The organism is Arthrobacter sp. ERGS1:01 (assembly GCF_001281315.1).
Lineage (GTDB): Bacteria > Actinomycetota > Actinomycetes > Actinomycetales > Micrococcaceae > Specibacter.
Window position 1 is genome coordinate 656,502 of sequence record NZ_CP012477.1, and the last position, 23,050, is coordinate 679,551.

Consider the following 23,050-nt stretch of genomic DNA (forward strand, 5'->3'; position numbering starts at 1 on the left):
TTGTACTTCTTGGACACTGAGGACTGTGACTTCGGTGGTTGTTCCGCCAGCGAGGCGAACGTCCTCAAACTGCTGCCACATACGTTGTGCGTTTACATCCCAGACCCGAGCACGGCGGACTTTGAGCACCCACCTAAGGGCCAGAACTGCAAAGATTACGACGAATAGCGTAGCGATTGTTATCAGCCACGGCGGCGCTGGCCAGTTGGCGATAGTTGCCGGAACAATGTATAGCGCACACAGACCAATCAGAACGCTCCAGATGACGAGGGGCGCCGAGGCGACTGATGGCCTGATCATTGGGTTCATGACCGTACGACTTCCTTTCGACTTCCAGCTTAGAGCGTGGGCCCGACAGGGATAAGGGGCTGATGCACAATTGGTGCGGGCAATGCGGGCGCACCCTCCACCAACGAACTGGACGCGCTTTCGATCAGCAACTGAATCCGCCGTTGCAGGGACTCCCGCTGCACTGATTGTTCCCATTCATAACTAGCTGGAACCGGGCCAAGAGGATCCGAGGACGTAGTGATTTCCCAACGGTCACGGAAGATTGCCACATCGCTGACAGCCGCAGCCCATCGTTCGAGCTTGACCGCAGGCCCGAGGGTTGTTTCCAGTTGATGGAGCCACGGAGCCCCACCGCTCAGCGCTTCCCTGGCCACTCGGTCCCGGCGATTGATCGTGCGGACGCGTACCTGGCTGATCATGTCTGCAAGATCGGTACGCTCGGTGAAAAGAGTCTCGTCAAGGACGTCCGGAGGACCCTTCAAGGTGCCGTTGCTGGCTATCTGGCGCAGGCGTACATGAAGGACTGCCATGTGGTCCTGGGCGTCGCCAGGATGCCTCAGGGTGCCTTCCAGAGCTCGCTGGGCGCCAGTTGGATTACTGGCCATCGTGTGCCGCCAGGCGGCAACCCCAGCGCCCCAGGACGGCGACTCCTGTAGGTGAGTGACGACGTCGGGCATCACCTTGGCGATGGCCAACACCAGGTTTTCAGAGGCGGCAACCTGTGCGAGATAGTCGTACTCGGTGGCAAGCCGTTGGAGGGTGTCGCCCTTGGCGATTTCTGCCACTCGCACCTCGTGGGCAGTGCGCTCGGCTCCTTCAGCGGCCAGGACTTCGCCGAGGATTTGTCGCCAGTCCGTGGTCGGCCAGCCCGTCTGTGGTTCGTCGAGGGCCGGATTAGTCTCGCACACATAGGCGATGTTGCTGTTGCGGCCGCGGGTCATGCCGACGTAGAACAGCTCGCGGGTGAGGCAGCCTTGCGTCAGGACAATGTGGCTCGTGTCCACGGTAATGCCCTGGGCGCGGTGTGCGGTGGTTGCGTATCCGAGTTCGGCGGAGGTGCCGAGGTACCCCTGGTTGAGTCTGATGGTGGCTCCGGTGTCCACTCGGAGGGCGGTGACGCTGCCGTCCCTGTGCGGCCGCTTGGTGATGCTCAGGAGGGTGCCGTTGCGCAGATATTCGCCGTTGCTGTCGATCATCACGCGGTTGTTCTTGCGGGCGATGATGGTGTCGCCGCGCCCGGCGGTCAGGCCGTCGGCGAGGGTGACGGTGTGTTCGGCATCGACGCGGCCCGATTCAACGAGATCGGCGTGGGCTCGCTCATTGAGGGTGGTAACGGTGTCGTTGTCTGGGGCGATGAGGATGGATGACTTGCCGGAACGAAGGTCGGCGGACCATCCTCGGTAAGCATTCTCAACTATGTCCGTGTAGTCGCCGTGCTGGATGCGTTCTTGTGCGGTGTAGAGGTCGACGGCATCGATGTTGCCTTCTCGCAGTTGGAGCGATGCCGGGCCCTCCCAACTGTGGGTGAAGCGGTGGATGGTGGTGAGCTCCACGGCCTTGCCGTCTCGGTGCAGCCAGCCGAGCATGCCGCCGGCGTCAATTGCGTCGAGCTGGGCGGGATCGCCCACCAGCAGGAGTTTGGCACCTGCGTCTCGGGCCTGGAGGACAAGGCCTGCGAGTTGGATGGTGGAGATCATGGACGCTTCGTCGATGATGACGAGCTGGTCTTTTATGAACTTCCAGAGGGACTGCTGGACGGACAGCGCTGCCAGTTGTGCTGCAACGGCTGTGTGGCTGGTTTGTGGCATTGATTCAAGTGTGTGGAATCGGTCGGCACGGTTGCTCGCTCCTCGTCCAACGCTTTCATAGAGCCACTTGGCGACGTTCTCCGCAGTGATACCGAGTTCCTTTGCCAGGACTTCTGCGCTGGCTGCGGCCGGGGCAAGTCCGACGACGGTGCCCTCACCATGGGCTTGTTCCCACACGGCCTTGATGGCAGCCATGGTGGTCGTTTTTCCAGATCCGGCGGGGCCAACGATGGCGTCCAGCCTGTTGCAGCTGGACAACACGCATTCCGCTGCGGCGAGCTGGTCCGGGGCGAGCCCGTAGCTGGCCCGGTGGCGGTAGCTGGCGAGTCTGTCCCTTGACGCAGCAACTTGGACGGAGGGCCCGTCGGCGTCGTCCCTTGCGTCCACGACGAATCGTTCGTTGGCCAGGGTGTTGGCATCGGTGTAGAGGCGGGCGCCGTGGAAGTCAAAGACTGATTGGCCAGCGTATGCCAGATCGTGTGCAGCACTCGCAGGAAGTCTGTAGCGGGTGTCGTTGAGCGACACAGATTGGGATTCGGCCGCTGCGGTGACCGAATCGATGAGTCGGCGGCGATCCTCGAGGGATTCGCAGCGGATGCCGGCGCAGATGCGTTCGGCCTCGGCAAGGAGGTTCCAGCGGTTCCACGTTGACCTGCGCTGGGCGACTCCATCCCTGACCATGGCGGCGACCGCATCATTCCATTCCACGGAGACATCTGAATATCTGACGGGGCGTTGCCTGGATCGTTGGATCGTATTCTCGACGACGGCCCGTGGGTTTTGTCCCGTGGCGAGGGCGCGTTGTTGCCATCCTGCACGCAGTTCTGTTAGCGGCCTTGGCGATTCGTCCTTGGGCTGTCGGGTCGACAGCGTGGCAATCTGTCGGAGCTTGATGATGGTGGTGGCACTGGGCCGTTTGCCGTGCTCGCTGACCCAGTCCTGGGTAAGCCTGTCTGTTTCAGCGTCGATGAGTCTGGTCCGAATGGAAAACTCCTGGATGAGTTCGTGGTCGATTCCGGTCAATTCGAGACCTGAGTTGCGCCCCATGTCCGTGGGAGACCGGAAGTCTGCCTCTGTGCCGAGAACTCGCTTGAGTTCGTCCAGAAGCAGCCCGTTGTAATGTTCGCTTGCGGCAACGACAGCTTTGTAGAGCGTTCGGGAGTCGACGGTCGTCCACGCACCGTCACTACGGCGTTGAACTCGGTTGGCGATGACCAGGTGAGTATGAAGTTGTGGGTCGCCGGCGCGGGATTCCCAATGGTCGAATGCTGCCGCAATGGCACCTTTTGTGCCGACGTGAGCAACCCCGTTGCGCCCTGTCCGTGTGTGGATGACCTGATCCTCGAGCCAGGCAAGCACGGAATCCACAGCGCGGTGGTGGGCTCCAAGGACCTGTTGCTGGACGTCTTTGTCAGCGAGAGCCCACAGGACAGAAACAGATTTGGGTACGCTGAATGTGAGGTCAAATCCGGCCACAGCATGGCGCTGTTGTTCTTCACCGTTCCGGTGGGCAACTGTTGTTTGGCCGTGGGGTCGGCCAAGGACGGTCTGAGTGTCGGGATGCTGGGCGAGTGAAAATACGGCTTTGGCGTCTGCCACGGTCACCGCTTGATGCGGACGCCGACCGATGCCGTCGAGACCTCGGCCAAACCATCTGCCAGTTGGTGTCCCCGCTTTGACGTAGTAGGTAGTGGCGTCACCGAGCGGCTTGATAAGGTCATCCTGCATGGTGGTCTTGATGAGGTATTTCAGCCCGGTGGTGGCCGTCAGCCGGGACAGTGAGACAGTCATTGCTCGGGTACCAGAGTGCTGGTCCGCCACCCACGACGCTGAAAGATCTCGTTCGTCGCCTTGTCGAGCGGGAGGCCAAGGCGTGAGGACAGCTCAAGCAAGCGACCAGCAATCTGCATGAGTTCCTGGAAGTCAGCGCGCTGGCTATGGATGAGCCGGGCATTTTCCAACTGCAGCTCAGTTATTTGGGCCTTCAGTTCTGGGACTTCACAAGCAATATCGACATTGATTGACGCAAGGTCCCGCAGTCGGGTGCGTAGAACCTCGGTCTCCCGCTCATTCCGGTTGGCCTGAAATGCTAGCCGGTCCCGAGCCTTCCGTTCTGCTGCCTCCAGCTGCATCTGAAACCTGGCCGTCGTTGCTTCTAGGATGGTGCGGTTCTCGATGACTGCAGATTCAAGCTGCGCTCGCAGTGTCTGGGTAGTGTCGGCGTGGTGCCGGGCTCGCCACTCTCGATCTCGGTGCCGGCGTGAGCAAGTGGGTGAACAGTATTTCTGAGTTGTGCGACGCGGCTCAAAGACGGTTCCGCAGAGCCTGCAAGTTGTAGTTTCCATGCCAGTTCATGGGGCAAAAGGTGATCAACGACGTGTTTGGCCGTCGTGCCAAAAACCGACGGACAGGTCCTTGGATGCCAGACGTGTGAAGGATTTTTGGGTTGTTGCAGGAGCATGGTTGGCGGGGTGATATTGCTGTGGAAATTGGCATGGTGTTGGGGGCTGATTACGGTGGTGAGCAGTGGAAAATTGGTGGGATGGTGGTGGCGCAGGGGAGTGCCGCATGAGGTTTTCATGCGGCGCTGGATCTCAATCTTGAGGGTGATTATTGGATGGCGAGCCGGAGTAGTTCGATTTCTGAGGGGTTGAATCCTGACCAGTGGTGGTCATTGACGACGACGATCGGGGCTTGGGAGTAGCCGAGGTCTTGGATGTACTCGAGGGCGGCGGCATTCATCGTCAAGTCGACGGCACGGTAGGTGATGCCGGCATGATCCAAGGACTGGCAGGTGAACTTGCATTGCTGGCAACCGGGTTTGCCATAGACGGCGACGTCCATTTCTCTTGCCTCAGTTCTCTCTTCGAAATTCTTGGAGCTGTTAGTGCTGACTCCGATAGGCGGTGTTCTTGTGTTGGGCCCAGCCGGAAACGACGCCGGCACCGAGCATCTGGTCCAGCAGTCGGGCCAGATGGTAGTCGGGGTCGAACGTCAGGGCGACGTGCATGTAGTTCCCGGCGGCCGTTCCCTTACCCTTCCACCAGCAGATGAGCCCGAGCATCGTCAATGGCGCTGCCACATGGGCCGGGGCGGCGATGGTGAGCAGCCGCCGGAGCAGCTTTTCGGAGCTGTCGATCCGGTCCCATTGAGGAGCTTGCTCCGTGGCGCCGAAGAGGGTGGCTGCCATGGGCTCGTTGATGCCGGGCATGTCGGCCAGGATCTGGTCCCTGAGCCCGACGTACTGCAGCCCGGCGAGGACTTCGGCCAACTGCTCGTGGGTGGCTTCGGCGCTGTGGTCGATGAGTTCCGACCAGAGCTGGTAGGCCGCATGGAGGCCTTGGCCGGGGTTGGTGGCCAAGTCTTGCAACGCTGCATCGACCGCGTCGTGGTCGACGGCGGCGAACAACTCAGGGATGGCGGGCGTGTCGCTGGATTCGATGTGGCTGCCCTGATAGACGAGTTCGGCGTGCAGCATGCTGGACTCAATGGCAGTCAGCGGGGTTTCCTTACCGCACGTGGCGGGGTTGGCGCCGTCGTACGTGGCGAAGGATTCGGGGCCGACGATCCATACATCATGGACGAGCAACCCGGCAGTCGCGAGCCGACTCTTGAGCCCATGGACCACGGCCGTGAAGGGCTTGGGGGTGCCCGTGCCCCATGGCTGGTGGGTGAAGAGGGCGATGAGGACGGCGGTGGCATCGTGGTCGATACCGACGGCGCGGGCAACGCGCTCGGTGTAACTGTGGCTGACGTCATCGGTGGAGGGGAGGTTCACGCGGAGGGTCGGGCCGAGGGCCTTGCCCTCGAGGGCAACGCAGACGAGACTTTCCTTCGGCCAGTAGCCGAGGCTGTGGCCCATGTAGCTGATGGCATCGGCCGGGCTGCTGATTCTGATCGGTTCCATTGTCCTGCTCCTTTTCGGTGAACGGTGGCTGCTTGTTCGCGGCCGTCTGCTCCGTTGGTGCCTTCTGGTAAAAGGAATCACCGCTGGGTATTAGGGGCCGGAATGCAACTTGGGGTACCGGGAACGGGGCAAAAATAGTTTCGAGGAAATAAGCGACGCAGGAGCGCCGAGGAAGAATTTTTGGAGGAGGGGCCGGCGCGCAGCGCCCTGGTTGCGTGGAGGGCCCGCCCAGCGATGATGGGGTACCAGAAGGCACAACGTGGTTTGGCATGTGTTCATAGTGGTCCATGACTTTGGGCGGTCGTTTGAGCTGACCGATCGCAGTCTGGGGATGCTGCCGTGCCGTCGGACAATTTGCTTTCACCTATGTTCATAGGGCAAGCCAGCTTTTACTACATGACTCGACGCATGGATCGTAGGTAGAGTGCGATTTTCCAGACTGGATGACAGATGCTGGATCACTGGGCAAGGCCAAGTGGGGTCCCTGCGGGCTTGATAAATTCGGTCGGTGCCAGGATCTAGTGTGGTGTATATGGTCATTGATCCACACACTGTTTTCCAGGGAACTTTGCTTCGGCTCCAAGTGGCCAGGCGTCAACGAATCTACTTTCAGGACTTATGGACGCAGCATCTTCAATCGATGCCGTGGACGTTTTCACTTCAGCAAAACGACCATCTTGAGTACAGTCTTATGGCCCAGGTGGAGTCGCCAGTGCCTCCACGGCTTGGGGTGTATTTCAGTAGTTGGCTCCAACAGCAACGAGCAGCATTGGATAACGCACTGTATGCCCTCGCCGGCGTCAGGGGAGGTAGGTTCCCTCCCCTGGGCGGGGAGTTGATGGAGTTCCCGATCGCAGTATCCCTGAAGGAATTTAGTGGGCGGAGGACCGTGAAGGCCAAGGTCCTTGACAAAGAGACTGAATCGTTCTTGGAATCAAATCAGCCCTATTGGAGATTTCCCTATGGTGCGGCCCAGGAGCCACTGCTCAGCCCGTTGTATTGGCTCAATGAGATGGCACTCATCGACAGGCACCGCATGATGCATGTCGGGGTTGGCAGTATCCGTATTTCTAATGGCTTCACCCTGCATGCCGGCGTCGATCGGGTTGTGAAGCACGTAGCCGAGGAAGGACATATCTTCGCTGGGCGGATGCCGGTCCTGACGTTCACCACGGCGGAGCCCCTGCGCTCTACCAAGATCCGATTCGTCACACGCCCTGAAATCCTTCCTGAGATCGCAGAGTGGAGCGGGGCAAAAGCCTTAATTCCAATTTTTGACTATCGGCATTCTTCAACCGCAGGAAAAGTTCAATGGATTGAAGGCTACAAGCCGCTGGGCGAACGCATGGATGATATTGAGAACACCGTCAAGGACATCTGCACTGGTATGGTGACTCATGCAGGCTTCGATCTAAGCCCATTTAGTCATCTGTCGATGTCCGACTCATCTTCCCGATACCATCGTTTCGAGGCGGGTACTCCAGACTCTGCCCGGCGTCTCAACGGAGGCTGACGGCACGACAGAGTGCAGCCGACATATGCTCACGTCGCAGTGGCCACAATGGAAACGGTGTGGCCACTGCTGTGTCAGGGGCCGGCTCCGGTCTGCCGGCCCGAACTGTTGACGGGCGTGAAGCCGCGCTCCGCGTAACTGGGAAGGAGCGCTCATGGTACTGGCCGCCGGTAGCCAAGGTCGGCAATGACATAGGCTTTGCTCATGTCAAGACCTCTCGTAGAAACCATCGCGGACCAACTCTTCTTCACGACCGTGTTTATCGAAGCTGATACCCCGACAGGCGGGTCCACCGGAACTGGCTTCATCATTAACTACCCCGCTGGCAACGGTCAGATGATGCCGGTTCTAGTCACAAATAAGCACGTTCTCGCCGGGGCAATGCAAATTGCCTTCACCATGCCTGCCGTCGGGACTACGAACCAACCATCTGGTGGTGGTACGCGGATGTTGCTTACAGACTTCACACCCCAGATGTGGGTAGGGCACCCTGACGCGGGCGTCGACATCGGCGTCATGCTTTTCCAGAGCATCATAGCCGCGATGGAAGCCAATGGTGCCGCCCCGTTTTTTCGAGGTTTTACCCCTGAGTATCTTGCAACCGAAGACTTCGCCAACTCGCTCGATGCAATCGAACAGGTGACGATGATTGGATATCCAAATGGCCTATTCGACCAGGCGTCTAAGCTGCCCATCGCACGACGTGGGCAAACCGCGACCCCGATTTTCAACAACTACAACGGTCTGCCTGCATTCTTAATTGATGCATCGGTATTCCCCGGTTCGAGTGGCAGTCCGGTCGTACTCTTCGACCGTGGAACGTACACCACCCGTGACGGAACGGCCCATCTGGGTACACGGATGGCGCTCCTGGGTGTCGTTGCTGCTGTGCATACACGCAAGGTCAACGGAGTGGTGCAGATGGTCAACACCGGAGTTGCCACCTTTGACGACATGATAGATCTTGGAATTGTGTTCAAAACCAGCGCCATCCAAGAAGCAGTCTTCGAGTTGTTTGCAACTATTGAGATTTCTCTGTCTGTCGAAACAGTGCAGCCAAAAGAACTCGCATAACCGACCGTTGTCCCGGGACGCCCGTACTGACTCCCGTTGAAAGAAGCTTGCGATGGCTGGAGTCTGACGCTCGGCCGCGGGTTTCTTGCTACGAGCAAGTTTCATCTGGCCGCTGTGACACGGAGCTCTTGACCTGAAGCTGCGACTGCCCTCGTTGCTGCCGTCAAAACCTGGCTGGCGGTTCCGCAAATTACTTGGCAGCTGAACCTTGGCCAGTCAGCGTGCTGACAACGTCGAAGCAACTGGCTGATGCCTCTCTAATCCTGACAGCGGGATCGGGCTTCAGGATTTTCCCGCTGGCCGGCTCAACATTTGCTGATGCCCTTCCGCTGGCCGCATATGATTTCCATCCACGAGAGGTTGAGGTTGCAGACAAAGTCGATCTATTCTTCGTCAAGCCAACTTCGCTCACGCCTCAGCATGAGCCAGCCGCCGCTTCGAGGTCTGTGTGGAAAACCACCCCGAGTCGTCCTTACCTATCGAGAGGAAAGGACTTTGCCGGCCGAGGTCAGCTCGGCAGGCTTGCCGAGGAACCGGGGTGGAGTAAAGAAGATCTATCGGCACACTTTAGTTTCCATGCAGAGCGCGTCCTTGTTCCATACCGACTGTCCGGAACTTGCTGTTCAATATTGCGGCGCGGAAGGATCGCCCGAAGCCGCCAACTCTGCATGTCGACACCCATCCGAAAGCTGCAGAGTTAGCCGACTTTCAGCCCCTCGTCAAAGGACCTCAATACCAGTTCCAACCGGTCAAACATAGTGTCTCCGAACAACTCATCCGGCCCGGTGGGCGCCAGTTCGCTGTATGGGGATTCGTAAAGGGCACCGATTGAAACAAAGCCGTTCTCAGAGAGCTGAGTGGTGAGCACAGCCAGGAAGTCCAGCTGTGCGGCGTTGAAGTTTGCGCCGGCAATGAACTCAGAGAGGGCCTCCTCGACCGCAGCACGGTCGAGCCCCACCAACGAACGGACAAAGTGGGCCAGGCCCTCTGTGCGGGCCCGCGCCAGGTCTTCCGGTGTTCCTGCACCGCTTTCCTCAAGGATGCGTTCTAGCTCTGTCAGGTCCAGGGGAGTCAGTGGTTTGTTGCGGCGCAGGCGCTGCAGCGTGGCCAGATCAAGATGGGAGCGCAGGTACATCTGTGCCTTCTGGCGGTACCGGTCAAAGTTGTTTACTCCGGAGCGAACACCGTCGAGCTCGATCTCCACCAATTCGCCCAACTCATCTTCGAAGTTGGTGTACACCACATTGCGGCGTTTCTTCTCGATCAGGTGCACTAACCCGCGGAGTTTTCGCCGCACAGATTCCAGCCACTCAACGGAAACGGATGCCCACTCGTTGTCGTCGGCAATTTGCTCCAGCAGCCCCAGGACAGGCGAAATGGCCGGGTTGTTCGGCTGGACGGCCAGGGCAGCGGCGATGTCTTGGATCTTCTTTCGGTAGGCGTCCACAGCACCCGGGTCCACCAGGGACGCGAGCTGTGCGTTGAGCACGATCAGGTCGAAGCGCTTTGCCTCTTCTTTTTCGGCGGGTGCGCCCTGTCCGGCTACCTTGGCCAAGCCACGTTCCAGCTCGGCAACGTCGGATTCTGAAATTTCAGCCCAGCCAGCAGTTTCGGAGTATTTCTCAACGGCCTGACGGTGTGGCCTTACCAGGAAATTGCTGGCAGGCAGCGCGGAAATCTGGCCGGCAAGCTCGTGCGCCAGCTCCGCCACCAGCGACAGGGAGCCCATGCCGGCAGATCGTGCGGCACACAGCAGCTTGGCTCGGGTGGCGAACGTCGCCTCGGACAGCGACTTGCCTATCGATCCTTCGTTTCCGGGAAGTCCGGCGTTGAAGTATTCGGCATTGCGGCATAGGTCGAAGATGAAGAAATCCTGTTTGTCCTGCCCCGGGCCGAAGAGATCTGGGCGCAGGCGGGTGCCGCGTCCCAGCATCTGCCAGAACTTCGTTTTGGATCGGACCATTTTGAAGAATACCAGGTTGAGCACTTCTGGCACATCGATGCCGGTGTCCAGCATGTCGACCGAGACGGCAATAAGTGGGTTGTCTTCCGGCCGGCTAAAGGAGTCGATCAGGCTCTGGGCATACGTCTCCTGATACGTGATGACGCGCGCAAAGTGCCCCTTCAAGTGCGGATAGTTCTTGTCGAACTGGGCGGCGATGAAGTTCGCGTGGTCGTTGTTCTTGGCGAAGATGATGGTCTTGCCTAGCCTGTCGCCGCCAGCCACTTTGTGCCCGTGCGTCATGAGCACCTCGAGGGACTTGTTCACGGTGTCGGTGTTGAACAGCCAGCTGTTGACGACGGCGGGGTCAACTGCTGCGGGGATCTCGCCCTCCTCATCCCACTCGAGGTCGTCCCATTGGTCCTTTTCGGCCTCGGACAGGTCGTCGTAGCGGATGCCTTCGTAGGGGAATTTGAGCGGCACTGGCACTACGCGTGGCGGCACTAGGTAACCAGCATCGATCGCCTCGTCGAGTTCGTAGGCGAAGGTGGGGACGTTGTCCTCAATGTCGAACATGGAATAGGTGTTGCGGTCCACGTCAGCCTGCGGTGTGGCGGTCAGGCCAAGTAGCAGCGAGTCGAAGTAGTCAAAAATGGCCCGGTACTTTTGGTAGATGGAGCGGTGCGCCTCATCCACAATGATCAGGTCGTAGTGCCCAATCCCAAATGACGGCTCGCCATCGGCGCCCCGGGTACTGCCGGAAATCATGTTCATGATGGTCGGGTAGGTCGCCAGGTTGATGCGGCTGTCAGTGTCGTTGTCTCGCCCCAGAATCGCGGGCGCGCTGCCGGGCAGATGGGTCTTGAAAGCCCTTGCCGCCTGGGCCACTAAGGACACCCGGTCGGCAAGGAAAAGGATGCGCTTGGCCCAGTTTGCGTCCATGAGCAGTTTGGAAAGTGCGACGGCGGTCCTCGTCTTACCTGTTCCCGTCGCCATCACCACTAACGCCTTGCGGGACGAGGCCTCAAAGCTCTCCGTCACGGCCCGGATGGCCCCGTGTTGGTAGCCGCGCTCCACGATCTCGTTGTCGATTGGTTCTCCGGCCAGGTGCCGCCGCGTGCTCCGCCGCGCGACCATCAGTTCCAGTTGGTCACGCGTGTGAAAACCCTGGACGGGGCGGTCGCCGTATAGGGAGTCATCCCAGATCCACGTCTTATAGCCGTTGCTGTAATAGATGACCGGGCGTCGGCCAAACTTGGCCTCCAAACAGTCGGCGTACAGTTTGGCCTGCTGCTTGCCCACCAGAGGATCCTTGGTGGAACGCTTTGCCTCAACCAGAGCTAGGGGCAGCCCATCGGCACCCCACAGCACATAGTCCACATAGCCGACCCGGCTGGAACTGGGCATGCCGGTGACCGGATACTCGCGGTCCTCATCCTGTGTGAGCGGCCACCCGGCGTCGTGCAGGTCTTGATCGATGAGGTAGGCGCGGGTCAGTGCCTCGTCATAGTTATGGACGTCAGGGGTGGCTTGGTTGCGCTGTTTGGCGGCCGCAATCTGGGCCAGCGCCTCCTCGAGCTGCTGTTCCAGCGCCGTAGACTTCGCACGGGAGTCAGCAAGGTCCTTATCCTTGGCCGCGAGCTCGTCGGCAAGTCTTGCCACGGCTTCCATGGAAGAAGGAGCCGGCGTTGCAGTTTTCAGCTTCGGCTTGAGCAGCTCGAGATTGAAAATCATGCCGGTGGCCGGAAGGTCCGCAGCATTGATCGTGTAGGTGCGGGCCAGCCAATAGCAAACGTGGAAGAGTTCAGCCACGGCAAACTGCGAGTTCTGCGGGGAAGGATCAGTCTTGCCATGGACGGCGTTGTTACCGGCCTTGCGAATGGCGTTGAACTTGCTCGTGATAGTGCTGCCCACCAAAGCCTTGAACTCGGGCTGGTTCAGGAGGCCGTTGAAATCCCGCTGATACGGGTAGGGGATGGCGGATTCGTGCTCGTAAATCCAGTCCACAATGTGCTCGGCCGTGTGCCGGGCATACATCATTGACACGCGCGGATCTATCCATGCGAACTGCTCGGCCTTGCGGGCTCGCTGTGCCAGATCCGGCCATTGTGCCAGCATGAATGCAAAATTGCTTTGCACTTCCCCCAAGACTGCTCCGTTCGTATCAATGGTTGTTTCCTTGACTCATTGAATCATGCAGTGGTGACAGAACCGGAGTGCGTCCGGTACTTCGGGTGTGAGTCCAATCCGATCGAGTAGTTATGGGTCGCACATGGGACAATTCTGATCGTGACAAATATTCTGCAGCCGCACGCCTCAAGTCGAGGGTCCGATCGTCTCGCACATGAGTGGATGAATAATCTTGACCCCCAGGCAGCCGTCGGGAGCAAGCATCACATCGTCCCGAAGTTCCTACTGGCCCGCTTCGCCTCTGCAGCTGGTCAGCTGCGAGTTCGAAACAGGACAGACGGTAAGGTCTCTCTGCGGGCGATCAGTGATCTGGGTGTGCGTGACTATTACACTGCCGTCAGCAAAAATGCCATCCTCGACTCGAGATTAGAGTCAATGTTGAGCGCGGTGGAAGGCGGAGCGGCCAAGATTTTCCGGCAGCATCTCGACTTTCGGACGTTCATGCGTCCGCGTGCGTTCACTCCAGAGGAACGCGCGACCCTTGATTCATTTGTGGGAATGCAGGCCGTTCGAGGCATGCGTGTTCGACGCTCGATTGAAGTGCTTGCTGACTACACAGTTAAACTCCTCAACGCGGACAAGATCACCGAAGAAGACATCCATGAGACCGACTTCGTTCCGCACCCCAATGAGCACCTAGCCATGTTTGGAAAACTGTCAGAGGGAGCGGGGGGAGGTACTCGGATCACGCCCTGCCACTTTCATACGCCTCGACAGGCCGCTCCTGATCATTGGCGACGAGCCAGTCCTGACCGAGAAGGATGACGACGGTTCCGGACAGGACAGCATCATGCCATCAAACAAGTCTGATGGAGAGTTTGTGCTGTTTGAGGGAGGTATCGGATTTTCAAACGCAGAGACCATCCTGCTTGCCATCTCACCGTCCGTCGTTTTGGCATATGGGCCCTCGGGCTCGGCGGACATGCCAATAGAAATTGAGCTGACGGGTGAGGACGCGGAGTCCTTCGCCGAGGAGCACAACGAGCTCATTATTGCTCAAGCAATTGATTGGGTCGCAGCCAGTCCCGACCATGTTGAATTCACGTCAATGGATATGCCAGCACCAAGCCCGTTGCTCACTGTACGTGACTATGGCTCCTCGGCCGCAGCACGGGTGAACTCAACACCAGCAAGGCGCCCGATGCGTCGTGTCCGTCCAGACGACGTCCTTGAACAGGTGCTGAGCGAGTAGAAGACCAGTGAGGAATTGGCTCGTTCTGTATTTGGCTGGTAAAGATTCGGGATCTTGGTACGGATTGCCGTCCGTGCTTCGTAGCCATCGGTCGGTATTCAAGTCTGTGGAAACTGTTCGGGGGTGGCTCCTGAGATTTAGAGTTCACCGCTGAATGCCCGGTATTGAAGGGATGAGGAAAGGGTGTCCAATTCGGCCAGTTGAGCGCGGTACTGCTCCTTTAAACTGTCGATGCCGGCCACTCGCCTAAGGAAAGTCTGCTGAAGGTCCAGCGGGGGCACTGGAATGCTTACCGACATGAGTTTTGCTTTGGAAATATTGACCATGGACTGGGCGGAACCCGTCGCCATAGATTGAATCTCTTCACGCTGATTCTGGTTTTGCAGGACAGATGCTAGATAAGTGTTGGTGATGATCGAGGAATCAGCAATTCGAAGGCGAAAAATCAAGTCAGGAAGAAGTAGTTGGCTCCGAGTCTTGTTGACCATGCACACAGCTGCCACCAGCGCGGGGGTATTTTTTCTTGAGAACAAGACGTCCCCTGCCTCCACTTCGAATCGGCGGTCCGGCTCGCTTTCAGCCAAAGCCTTGTTCTGTGACGGAAGCCAAGATTGGGTCGAGATGGCACCCAGCTTTAGAATTCCCCATTCGTTGCTAGCGGCAGGTCGCGCGAGACAAACCGGACTTTTACCACTTTCGATAGCTGACAGCAGCTCAGACAATGGCTCTTTTGTCCATCTCATCTCGTTGGCAACAGGGTCGCCAAACATCTCGTCAAAGATCGACTGCGTCAAGGTATTGAGGTGGGCGAGGGCTTCGCGGCGCTGAGTGCGGAGCTGGTCGGCCTTGTCCAGGATGGCCGCGATCCGGCGCTGCTCGGGGAGTGGTGGCAGCGGAACTTGAAGTTCGGCCAGTCTCTGGAACGAGATTGATCGTCGGCGTTCGGCCGAACCTTTGCCCAAAGACGGATAGGTAGCGAGTGCCTTGGGACTCTTTAGGAAACGTACGAGGTAGTCGGCGTCGACGAGGCTGTGGTCGACGCGAAATGATGTATACATCGGGCTGACGAGGGCGTCCTCAGGTGCAATACCGATGGACCCTTCATCCAAGTGAATGGTGGCGTAGGCGAAGTCGCCGGATGAAATCAGTTTGTAGTTGGAGAGTTCGCGGCTGAACACTTGTTTTGAGAAATATTCAGCGCTCGGTACGAATCCTCGATGCTTGGTCACCGAATAGACAGGGACATCAATTCTGTCACCGGCCCTGGCTGAGGTGCTCGCTGCAATCGATCCGAGGAAAACGTTGGTGGTTCTTTTTTGCTGGAGAGCTGTCACTTGAGCAGCTCCCGTAGCTCGGCCATCCCAGTGAGGATTGAGGCTTCCAATTCATCAAGGGCACCAAGGATATCTTCGGGGGACTGGTGGTCCACCTCGTCGTACTCGACTTCCTTGTAGCGGTTGAGCGAAAGATCGTAGTCGTTTGCTTCGATCTCGGAGCGCGGGACGCAGAAAGACTGGTCGGTGCGCGCGCGGGTGAGCTCCGACGTCGAACGTGTCATCCAGCGGGAGAAGACATCCTCAAGGTCGGAGGAACCCAGGGGTGTGCGCTTGTCGTCGAGGGAGAGGCCGTCGTTCTTGACGTCGTAGAACCAGACGTTCTCGGTGCCGCCGGCGTTGGTCTTGGTGAAGAACAGGATGGCGGTGGAGACCCCGGCGTAGGGTTTGAATACGCCGGAAGGGAGCTTCACGACGGCGTCGAGCCGGTGGCCGTCGACGATCAACTTGCGCAATTCCTTGTGAGCCTTGGTGGAGCCGAACAACACGCCGTCAGGGACGATGACCGCTGCGCGGCCGCCGGGCTTGAGCAGGCGCAGGAACAAAGCCAGGAACAGCAGTTCCGTCTTCTTCGTCTTGACGATGCTCAGGAGGTCCTTGGCGACGTTGTCGTAATCTAGGCTGCCAGCGAACGGTGGATTGGCGAGGATGAGGCTGTACTTCTCCTCTTCCGTTTCGTGCAGGTTGGCGAGGGAATCCCGGTAGGTGACCTCGGGATTCTCGACGCCGTGCTGGAGCAGGTTCATGGCGCCGATGCGGAGCATGGTGTTGTCGAAGTCGAAGGCGTGGAACTGCTCGTTGTGGAAGAACTTTGCCGTCTCGGCGTTGGTCAGCAGCGTGTCATTGTTATCGCGCAGGTACTCGGCGGCCTGGACCAGGAAGCCGCACGTGCCGGATGCGGGGTCGCAGATTTCCTCGAGTGGCTTAGGTGCTTGCATCTTCACCATCAGGTCGATGATGTGGCGGGGGTGCGGAACTGGCCGTTGGTGCCGGCTGTGGACAGCTTGGAGAGCATGTACTCGTAGAGATCGCCCTTAGTGTCCTTGTCGGACATGTCCATTGCGCTGATGATATCGACCACGGTGCCCAGCACATTAGCCGTAGGGATGGTGAAGCGAGCGCCTTCTAGGTGCTTGGCGTAGCTGGTCGCCTCGCCACTCTTGTTCGTAGGCAGTTCCTCCCGCAAAAACGTGAAAACGCGCTCATTAAACCGCTTAAACATGATCTCGGGGGACAAATCCTTGAAGTTCTTCCAACGAAGGTCACTCCACGGCCGGCCCAGTTCGTCGTTGCCCAGCGGGAACGGCAGATTGTGGGCCGTTTTTCCGGTGCGCAATGCCTGCTTCTCGGCGCGGGTCTGCGCCTCGTCCAGCCGCTTCAAGAAGAGCAGGTACGTGACCTGTTCAATAATTTCGATGGGGTTGGAGATGCCGCCGGTCCAGAACGTGTTCCAGACCTTGTCTACCTGGGACTTGATTTCACCTGTAATCACGCCTTCGAGTTTAGCTGCGGAATTCATTGTGCCGGACCGGATGGCCCCACTGGGTGTTCGTTCAGCAACTACTGCTGCAAGTGATTCCGATGAAGCTCAGCGGTACAGGATTAACTGCACCGACACGGCGCTGGTTGGCCTACGGCATCAGGTTGTCTCTGTGGTGCTCTTCGGTGACTTCGCCGACGGTGTCCGTAGACCGCCGACAATCAGTCCAATTGTGGAACCCGCCGTGAGTTGTGGCGTCAAATAGGGAACTTCACCGTGCTGAAAAGGGGGAGTGATTTCAGGAGAAGATTTTGCTGAATTGGGGGAGTAAAGGGGAGTTGGGCCGTTTTTGGCCTTAAACGGTCCTGACCTGCGGAACATAACCGCATGTCAGAGCCATTTTTTGGTGCCCCGGGCGGTGTCTGGTTTCAGGACATCGTTGACAGTTGCCTAGGTTGGCGTCAGGCTGGCGATTTGATGTGCCGGGACATCGTTGACGGCATTGATGATGGGTTATGTCGTCTTTTGATCAGAATCGGGTCGTTGTCCTTGCCGTCCTTGAGACGGGATTGTCTCCTGCGGAGGCGGCACGCCGTTTCAAGGTCAGTCGGCAATGGGTCCATGTCTTGCTCATACGCTACGCACAGGGCGGTGAGGCGGGACTGGAGCCTCGCTCGCGGCGCCCGGCCACGAATCCGGCGGCTACCCCGGAAGAGGTGCGGGCCAGGATCCGGGAACTTCGTGATGAATTGGCGGCGGCCGGGTTAGATGCCGGCGCGGAATCCATTGCCGACCGGCTCGGTCGTGAAGGGGTCCGTGTTCCCGCGGTTTCGACGATTTGGCGGGTCTTGCGGGCCGCGCAGCTAGTGGTTCCGCAGCCGCAGAAACGTCCTCGTTCCTCCTGGCACCGTTTTGAAGCAGCCCAACCTAACCAGACATGGCAGTCCGACTTCACCCACTGGGTGCTGGCGGACGGGACCGATACCGAGGTCATTTCCTGGCTCGATGACTGCTCCCGGTACCTGCTCCATATCAGCGCTCACCCGCGCGTCACCGGGATCACTGTCACGACCTCGTTCACCAAAACCGCCGAAGAATACGGGTATCCGGCCTCGACACTGACCGATAACGGCATGGTCTACACAACTCGTTTCGCGCACGGCAAAGGCGGGCCCAATGCGTTCGAGTATCTGTTGAAGCGGCTCGGGATCAGCCAGAAGAACGGTGCCCCGTACCATCCACAAACGCAAGGGAAGATCGAGCGCTTCCATCAAACCCTCAAGAAATGGTTAGCGATACAACCCCCAGCAAGGACCCGCGTGGATCTGGATGCGCAGCTGGCACGCTTCCAACACATCTACAACCACGAGCGACCGCACCGGGCCCTGGAGCGGAAAACACCGGCGGAGGTATACACCTCACTACCCAAAGCAGTACCGGCCCAAGCCCAGGATCAACACTGGAGGGTTCGCTACGACAAGATCGACAGCACCGGCACGGTGAGCCTGCGCTACTCAGGGGCAATGCGCCACCTGGCTATCGGCCGGACCCACCAGGGCAAGCGCGTAATCGTGCTGATCGCGGGCCCCGACGTCATGATCGCCGACATCATGACCGGCGAGATCCTCGCCGAACACACCATCGACCGCAACAAAAGCTACCAACCCAAGAAAAAACAAAAGCTCCCTCCCGAAGGAGAGAGCTTCTGTCAATGATGTCTCGCTACATCAGTCAACGATGTCGCGACACATCACATGGTGCCCCGGGCGGGAATTGAACCCACGACCAAGAGAGTAGGGAGCCATTTTCCCAAACGCCATGAGAAGTCTGCGCCGGCGAACATGACGACAATGATGCTAGGGCGCCGGGGGATTTGGGGTGCCTATGTTGGCCGTTGCCTGGTGGACGTGAATCAAAATATGGATTGGCGTTCGAGGCCGTAGGCGTGTCAGCAGCAGTTTGGGAAGTAAGGGATATGGTGGCGGACATCGCTGAGGAGACGAGATATTTGGCGACCGGACAGCCAGGTTTGGCCAAGGTGATTAGCTTACAGCTGACGTTGGTGTTGCTATCGAAGTTCTTCACGGGGTGACCGATGATGTCGCCGTTGTGTTGCATGGCGGCTGCGATGGTCGGGCGGCCAAGTAGAGGTAGATGAGCGAGGAAAAGGCCCAGCTCGATCTGCGCAGTGTGGTGGTCGCGGATTCCGGCGGTAGGTACCTTCCTCGCCCTCGGGCCTGGCGATGCTTGGCAGGGGGGCAAACTATGCGAGTTTGGGATAGATTTCGTTTTTGAGTCGTCCAGTAGTCCAGTCGTCCAGTCGTCGCGACGGGCAGCCCATCGCAGCTTCGGACAGAATAGCCTACAGGGAAACTTGGACTCAAGTGAAGTGTGAGTCACTGCTCTAGAGGACAATCTGGGGCTTGAAATCAACGACCAGCGTCGGTGCAACTCAGTGTAGACTCACGACAAATTACTTAGAGCCAACGATTGGGGCACAAATGGGGCTAAGCGCTGAACCTATACAGCAGAAGGGCATTGATGGCGTCGCACTGGCGAAGCGGGGACTTGAAAGTACGACCTGGATCGAGCTTCCGTTCAATGCATACAGAAACGACTCCATCTGTCGCGTTCAACTGCTCCAAGGAAGCAAACTTTTTGATATGTTTGGATTCATTTTTGGAGAATCGAATGTACCTCTCTATGTTGAAGCCAAGAATTTTGATGGAAATGCCAGTAAACTTGACGCATACTATAGGGAATTTTTGGCCCACGCCTATAGTGCGACTGCTCTAGCGAAAAAGAACAACACCTCCGAGCGTGCCGAGTTTATGTTCGTTACAACCCACCCTTTTGGAATCGGCAAATGGGTGGACAACTTCAAACCCTCTCGAATAAGAGAGGCTTTGGGAGAGTTTAGTGGCGTACTTAATGGTGCTGAGATTGACGACAACATATTGAAGGAAACATCAGACCTTGTTCACCTTCTGATACTTAATGAACGTCAAGAGCGATTTATGCTCACCGCTTCCGAGCTAAGTCGCATTGAAGAAGTACTTGGGAGGAAAGCGTCATGACTAAGTCAGGAGATTTCCAACAGGAAGTCCTATCAGCTCTTAATAACAGCTCTCCACAATCGGTTATAACGGGTGTCAAAACCGCTGTCGCTGAAAAGCTCATGGAGCTGGACGAGCGAGTGGATGTCGTTTTCACTGACTACTTTAATCATTCCTACATGCCGGACATGGTTCTAAATTGGAAAGAAGGGGGAAAGCGAAAAGAGCGACCGCTTTTTGTTCGCACTGACACAGACCCGGCGGGTATAGCCGCCGACATACATGGATTGATTACCCGATCTCCGTTAATCATTGCTGTGGATGAGCGCAGCTCGGGACAAGTGGCACGTGAAGCTATTCAAGTGGAGCAGAAGATCAAACGTGTGGATCTCCTAATCACAGATACTGGTTCTCTCCAAACGCTTTCACCAAAGGACGGAAATCTCACAAACGGCTACGACTTTTCGAAGCTAGTTGGGCAAAATTTCTTGAGCGGAGGCCGCGGTTATATAGGGCAGCACGAAGCCGCGACCATCTCTTCCGCGTCCGTCCTTTCTGATGCATCTGAATCCTTCGAAGAATTCGACAGTGCCGTCGATCAGTTTTTCATGGAAGATGCTGCCCTGCGTCTGAAACGATCGACTGGTCTCGTGCGAGATGTAATGCGTGGCAATTTTGCTGAACTCTCGCTCGCTGGACAATTCAGCCAAGCTGAATTGCGGACAGTGCTACCACTTCTGTTGGGCAATCCAGAGGCGCGTGAAACGCAACATCTTTGGGAGGAGCTTGGAGATGTTATGTCTCTATCAGACCTTTTTGACATAGCCGTTGACCTTGAAACCCTGGACGTTTCTCCCCTACTTAATGCAAACATCACCAAGTGGACCGCGAAACGCAGCCAGGTAGTCATGAATATGGTCTCTCCTAATGAAGCGGCTGAGGGGCGCGTGGGCGATCCCGAGGGTTACCAGCCTGATGAAGAACCGGTCTGGAAGCTCTGGCGAGGACTGGTTGCCCTTGACATCAAGGATTGGAGAATTCTTTTTGCGGATGACGCCCGCAAACTGAAAGGCCGTATGTCTGGCGGGACCATCCCTCAGTGGGAGCAACTGGCCGAAATTCTTCCTTCATTCAAGATTAAGGCAGTTGATCTACACGGCCTGTCTCGGAGGGTTTCCATATCAGCTGAAAAGTCCGGCGACATCTACGGGGACATATCATCAGTTACCGATGCATTGGACGAGAGTTTCTATGTGCCTCGTATTCAAATTCAAAATTCCTTGGAGAATGACGAAACTACAACCCTCGTGGAATTTTCAGAAATGCTGGTAACGAGCTCGTCGTCCGATACTTTGGCGAGCCATGCGCGGGCTTCAGTTAGACTACTTCTTCATAATAGAATAACTGACACAAGTGAACTTGATGCAAGAATCATTTCCGCATTGGGCAAAAATGACTATAGTTCTCCTGAAGCTGATCAGACGATTGAAATCGATGAGTATGATTCATAATAAATATCTGGGCGACAAATCGACATAAAAATCTAAGCGCCTAATTGACCACCTATTTCTAAATGTGGAATTGCTGAGAATTTGCCAATTTGGAATAATGGGATGCAAATTCGTCGTATTCGAATGTAGATACTTCAAGCGGTATTTTGCGTTCCGGGATCCACGCTTTTATATGGGGGCCGCTTAAAGTTTTTGGACGCAAGCCATTTTCGTAGCGATATATTCGCTGGGTAAAGACCCTTGATTCGCAGACCCAATAACCGGCGTAAGAGTCAGTTTCGATGTGAGACTATTTTCGGGGTTTTGAGCTAATGTAGACAAATTTGGTGATTTATGAGTTCATTTCCCATTGATGATTTCCTTATGTTGACGCCGTCCTAAAAGGTTGCCAGTATTGCCGATGTAAAAGGGTGCCACTGGCGCCGGTTGAAAAGTAGTCCACTTGTGGTTTCGTGCGGTTAGCTGTTGCGGAGGTTGCGTGGGTGATTGATCTCGAGGCATGGGCTGAGATTCGGCGTCTTCATTTGGCGGATCGTCTTTCTGTTCGCGAGATCGCCGCTCGGATGGGGTTGGCTCGAAAGACTGTGGTTCGGGCCCTGGCCAGTGAAGTCCCTCCGGTGTATCAGAAGAAGCCGCGTGGCTCGATTGTCGATCCTTATGTGGATGAGATGACACGGATCCTGACGCAATATCCGCGGATGGGTGCCCCAACATTGGCGCAGCGGGTGGGCTATACCGGTGGGCATTCTGTTTTCAGGGCCAAGGCCTCTCAGATCAAGGCGGGCCTGGCGATTCCTGATCCGGTGGATCATCTTCGCTTTGATCCTGGTGAAGTCATTCAATGTGATCTGTGGTTTCCGAACGAGAAGATTATCCCATCGGGGCACGGGGCCATGTTGTCTCCTCCGGTTTTGACCATGGTTTCGGGTTACTCGCGGTGGATCATGGCGCGGATGCTGCCTTCTCGGACCACTGGTGACCTGGTGGCGGGTATGTCCTCGTTGCTGGAGGGTTTGGGTGCGGTTCCGGCATCGTTGTTGTGGGATAACGAGTCTGGCATTGGTCGGGGCGGGAAGCTCACCGACATGGTTCAACAGTTCGCAGGCACCCTGGGCTTGTCAGTGAAGCAGACGAGGCCCTATGACCCGGAATCCAAGGGCTTGGTCGAGCGGGCCAATCGGTACGTCCAGGAGTCGTTCCTCCCTGGCCGGGTCTTTGCTTCCATGGAGCACTTCAATACGGACCTGGATGAGTGGCTGATCACGGTGGCCAATCACAGGAAAGTCCGGCGGATAGGTAATACGTCTCCGATCGCCAACATGAGCGATGAGCTGGTGGCCATGCGCCGGCTACCTCCTTTGATGCCCCGTGGCGGGTTCACTGATCGGCGAAAGCTCGGACGGAACTACCTCTTCCGGGTTCTGGGTAATGACTACTCGTGCCCTCCGGAGTTCATTGGCAGGTTGATTGACATCCATGCAAGTCTCACGACGATCACTTTCACCTACGCGGGCCGGGTGGTTGCTGAACATCCTCGCTGTATCGATACGGGACAAACCCTTATCAATCCTGCACATGTCACCGCCGCAGGGCAGCTACGCAGAGCGTTCCAGGAACGGCCGCCGGCCCTGCCGATACAAAGTCCTGGCAATCAGGTCGAGTACCGTTCATTGGCCGACTACGACAAGGTATTCGGCATCACCTTGCACGACATCCCGGATGAATAACCACACAGGCAAGGACACCTCCTCG

15 protein-coding genes and 1 pseudogene are annotated in these 23,050 nt (G+C 57.4%); 9 read left to right on the plus strand and 7 right to left on the minus strand.

What is annotated here, in order from left to right:
• Nucleotides 1-338: 338 nt before the first annotated feature.
• Nucleotides 339-3,920 carry a MobF family relaxase gene (mobF, locus tag AL755_RS02915; RefSeq protein WP_150116986.1) on the minus strand — a complete coding sequence of 1,194 codons (3,582 nt, stop codon included), beginning with the start codon at nt 3,918-3,920 and terminating at the stop codon, nt 339-341.
• Nucleotides 3,887-4,231, minus strand: a complete 345-nt coding sequence (locus tag AL755_RS23380; RefSeq protein WP_054009626.1) for a hypothetical protein — start codon at nt 4,229-4,231, stop codon at nt 3,887-3,889. The genes mobF and AL755_RS23380 overlap by 34 nt, the downstream gene beginning before the upstream one ends.
• Nucleotides 4,232-4,545: 314 nt before the next feature.
• Here AL755_RS23380 and AL755_RS24235 point away from each other — a divergent pair, with 314 nt between their 5' ends.
• The gene (locus tag AL755_RS24235) at nt 4,546-4,671 is read left to right on the plus strand and encodes a hypothetical protein (RefSeq protein WP_272946687.1); all 126 of its coding nucleotides are present in this window, start codon (nt 4,546-4,548) and stop codon (nt 4,669-4,671) included.
• 38 nt (nt 4,672-4,709) lie between these two features.
• Here AL755_RS24235 and AL755_RS02930 read toward each other — a convergent pair whose 3' ends face one another.
• Nucleotides 4,710-4,943 (minus strand): glutaredoxin family protein, encoded by a 234-nt coding sequence (locus tag AL755_RS02930; protein WP_054009627.1) that lies wholly within the window; start codon nt 4,941-4,943, stop codon nt 4,710-4,712.
• Between the two features lie 40 nt (nt 4,944-4,983).
• Nucleotides 4,984-6,006 (minus strand): DUF4192 domain-containing protein, encoded by a 1,023-nt coding sequence (locus AL755_RS02935; protein WP_054009628.1) that lies wholly within the window; start codon nt 6,004-6,006, stop codon nt 4,984-4,986.
• Nucleotides 6,007-6,895: 889 nt separating this feature from the next.
• Between AL755_RS02935 and AL755_RS23385 the strand changes: the two genes are divergently transcribed.
• Entirely contained in the window at nt 6,896-7,519 is a 624-nt protein-coding gene (locus AL755_RS23385) for a hypothetical protein (RefSeq protein ID WP_160318824.1), read from the plus strand.
• 204 nt (nt 7,520-7,723) lie between these two features.
• Nucleotides 7,724-8,593 (plus strand): trypsin-like peptidase domain-containing protein, encoded by an 870-nt coding sequence (locus AL755_RS02945; protein ID WP_150116988.1) that lies wholly within the window; start codon nt 7,724-7,726, stop codon nt 8,591-8,593.
• 697 nt (nt 8,594-9,290) lie between these two features.
• Here the strand turns inward: AL755_RS02945 and AL755_RS02950 are convergent.
• A complete protein-coding gene (locus tag AL755_RS02950) occupies nt 9,291-12,575 on the minus strand; it encodes a type I restriction endonuclease subunit R (protein WP_237762459.1) in 3,285 nt (1,094 codons plus the stop codon).
• Nucleotides 12,576-12,824: 249 nt separating this feature from the next.
• Here AL755_RS02950 and AL755_RS22135 point away from each other — a divergent pair, with 249 nt between their 5' ends.
• Nucleotides 12,825-13,490: a DUF4238 domain-containing protein gene (locus AL755_RS22135; protein ID WP_150116989.1), complete on the plus strand. Its 666-nt coding sequence runs from the start codon at nt 12,825-12,827 to the stop codon at nt 13,488-13,490.
• Nucleotides 13,491-13,515: 25 nt separating this feature from the next.
• Complete coding sequence (locus tag AL755_RS02955) at nt 13,516-13,917, plus strand: hypothetical protein (RefSeq protein ID WP_150116990.1); 402 nt, start codon at nt 13,516-13,518, stop codon at nt 13,915-13,917.
• A 137-nt stretch (nt 13,918-14,054) separates the two neighbouring features.
• Here AL755_RS02955 and AL755_RS02960 read toward each other — a convergent pair whose 3' ends face one another.
• Together AL755_RS02960 and AL755_RS02965 are read right to left on the minus strand one after the other, a co-directional pair.
• Nucleotides 14,055-15,251, minus strand: coding sequence for a restriction endonuclease subunit S (locus AL755_RS02960; protein ID WP_160318825.1), 1,197 nt, complete (start codon nt 15,249-15,251; stop codon nt 14,055-14,057).
• Nucleotides 15,248-16,743, minus strand: a pseudogene (locus tag AL755_RS02965) (type I restriction-modification system subunit M). Before AL755_RS02965 ends, AL755_RS02960 begins: the two are co-directional and overlap by 4 nt.
• A gap of 503 nt (nt 16,744-17,246) precedes the next feature.
• Between AL755_RS02965 and AL755_RS02970 the strand changes: the two are divergent.
• From AL755_RS02970 to istA, 4 genes are all read left to right on the plus strand, one after another.
• Complete coding sequence (locus AL755_RS02970) at nt 17,247-18,446, plus strand: IS481 family transposase (RefSeq protein ID WP_054009633.1); 1,200 nt, start codon at nt 17,247-17,249, stop codon at nt 18,444-18,446.
• A gap of 708 nt (nt 18,447-19,154) precedes the next feature.
• Nucleotides 19,155-19,808 carry a hypothetical protein gene (locus AL755_RS23100; RefSeq protein WP_150116991.1) on the plus strand — a complete coding sequence of 218 codons (654 nt, stop codon included), beginning with the start codon at nt 19,155-19,157 and terminating at the stop codon, nt 19,806-19,808.
• Nucleotides 19,805-21,298: a hypothetical protein gene (locus AL755_RS02975; protein WP_054009634.1), complete on the plus strand. Its 1,494-nt coding sequence runs from the start codon at nt 19,805-19,807 to the stop codon at nt 21,296-21,298. The genes AL755_RS23100 and AL755_RS02975 overlap by 4 nt, the downstream gene beginning before the upstream one ends.
• Before the next feature lie 482 nt (nt 21,299-21,780).
• On the plus strand, nt 21,781-23,025 hold the full coding sequence (gene istA, locus AL755_RS02980) for an IS21 family transposase (protein WP_160318826.1): 1,245 nt from the start codon (nt 21,781-21,783) through the stop codon (nt 23,023-23,025).
• Nucleotides 23,026-23,050: the final 25 nt, after the last annotated feature.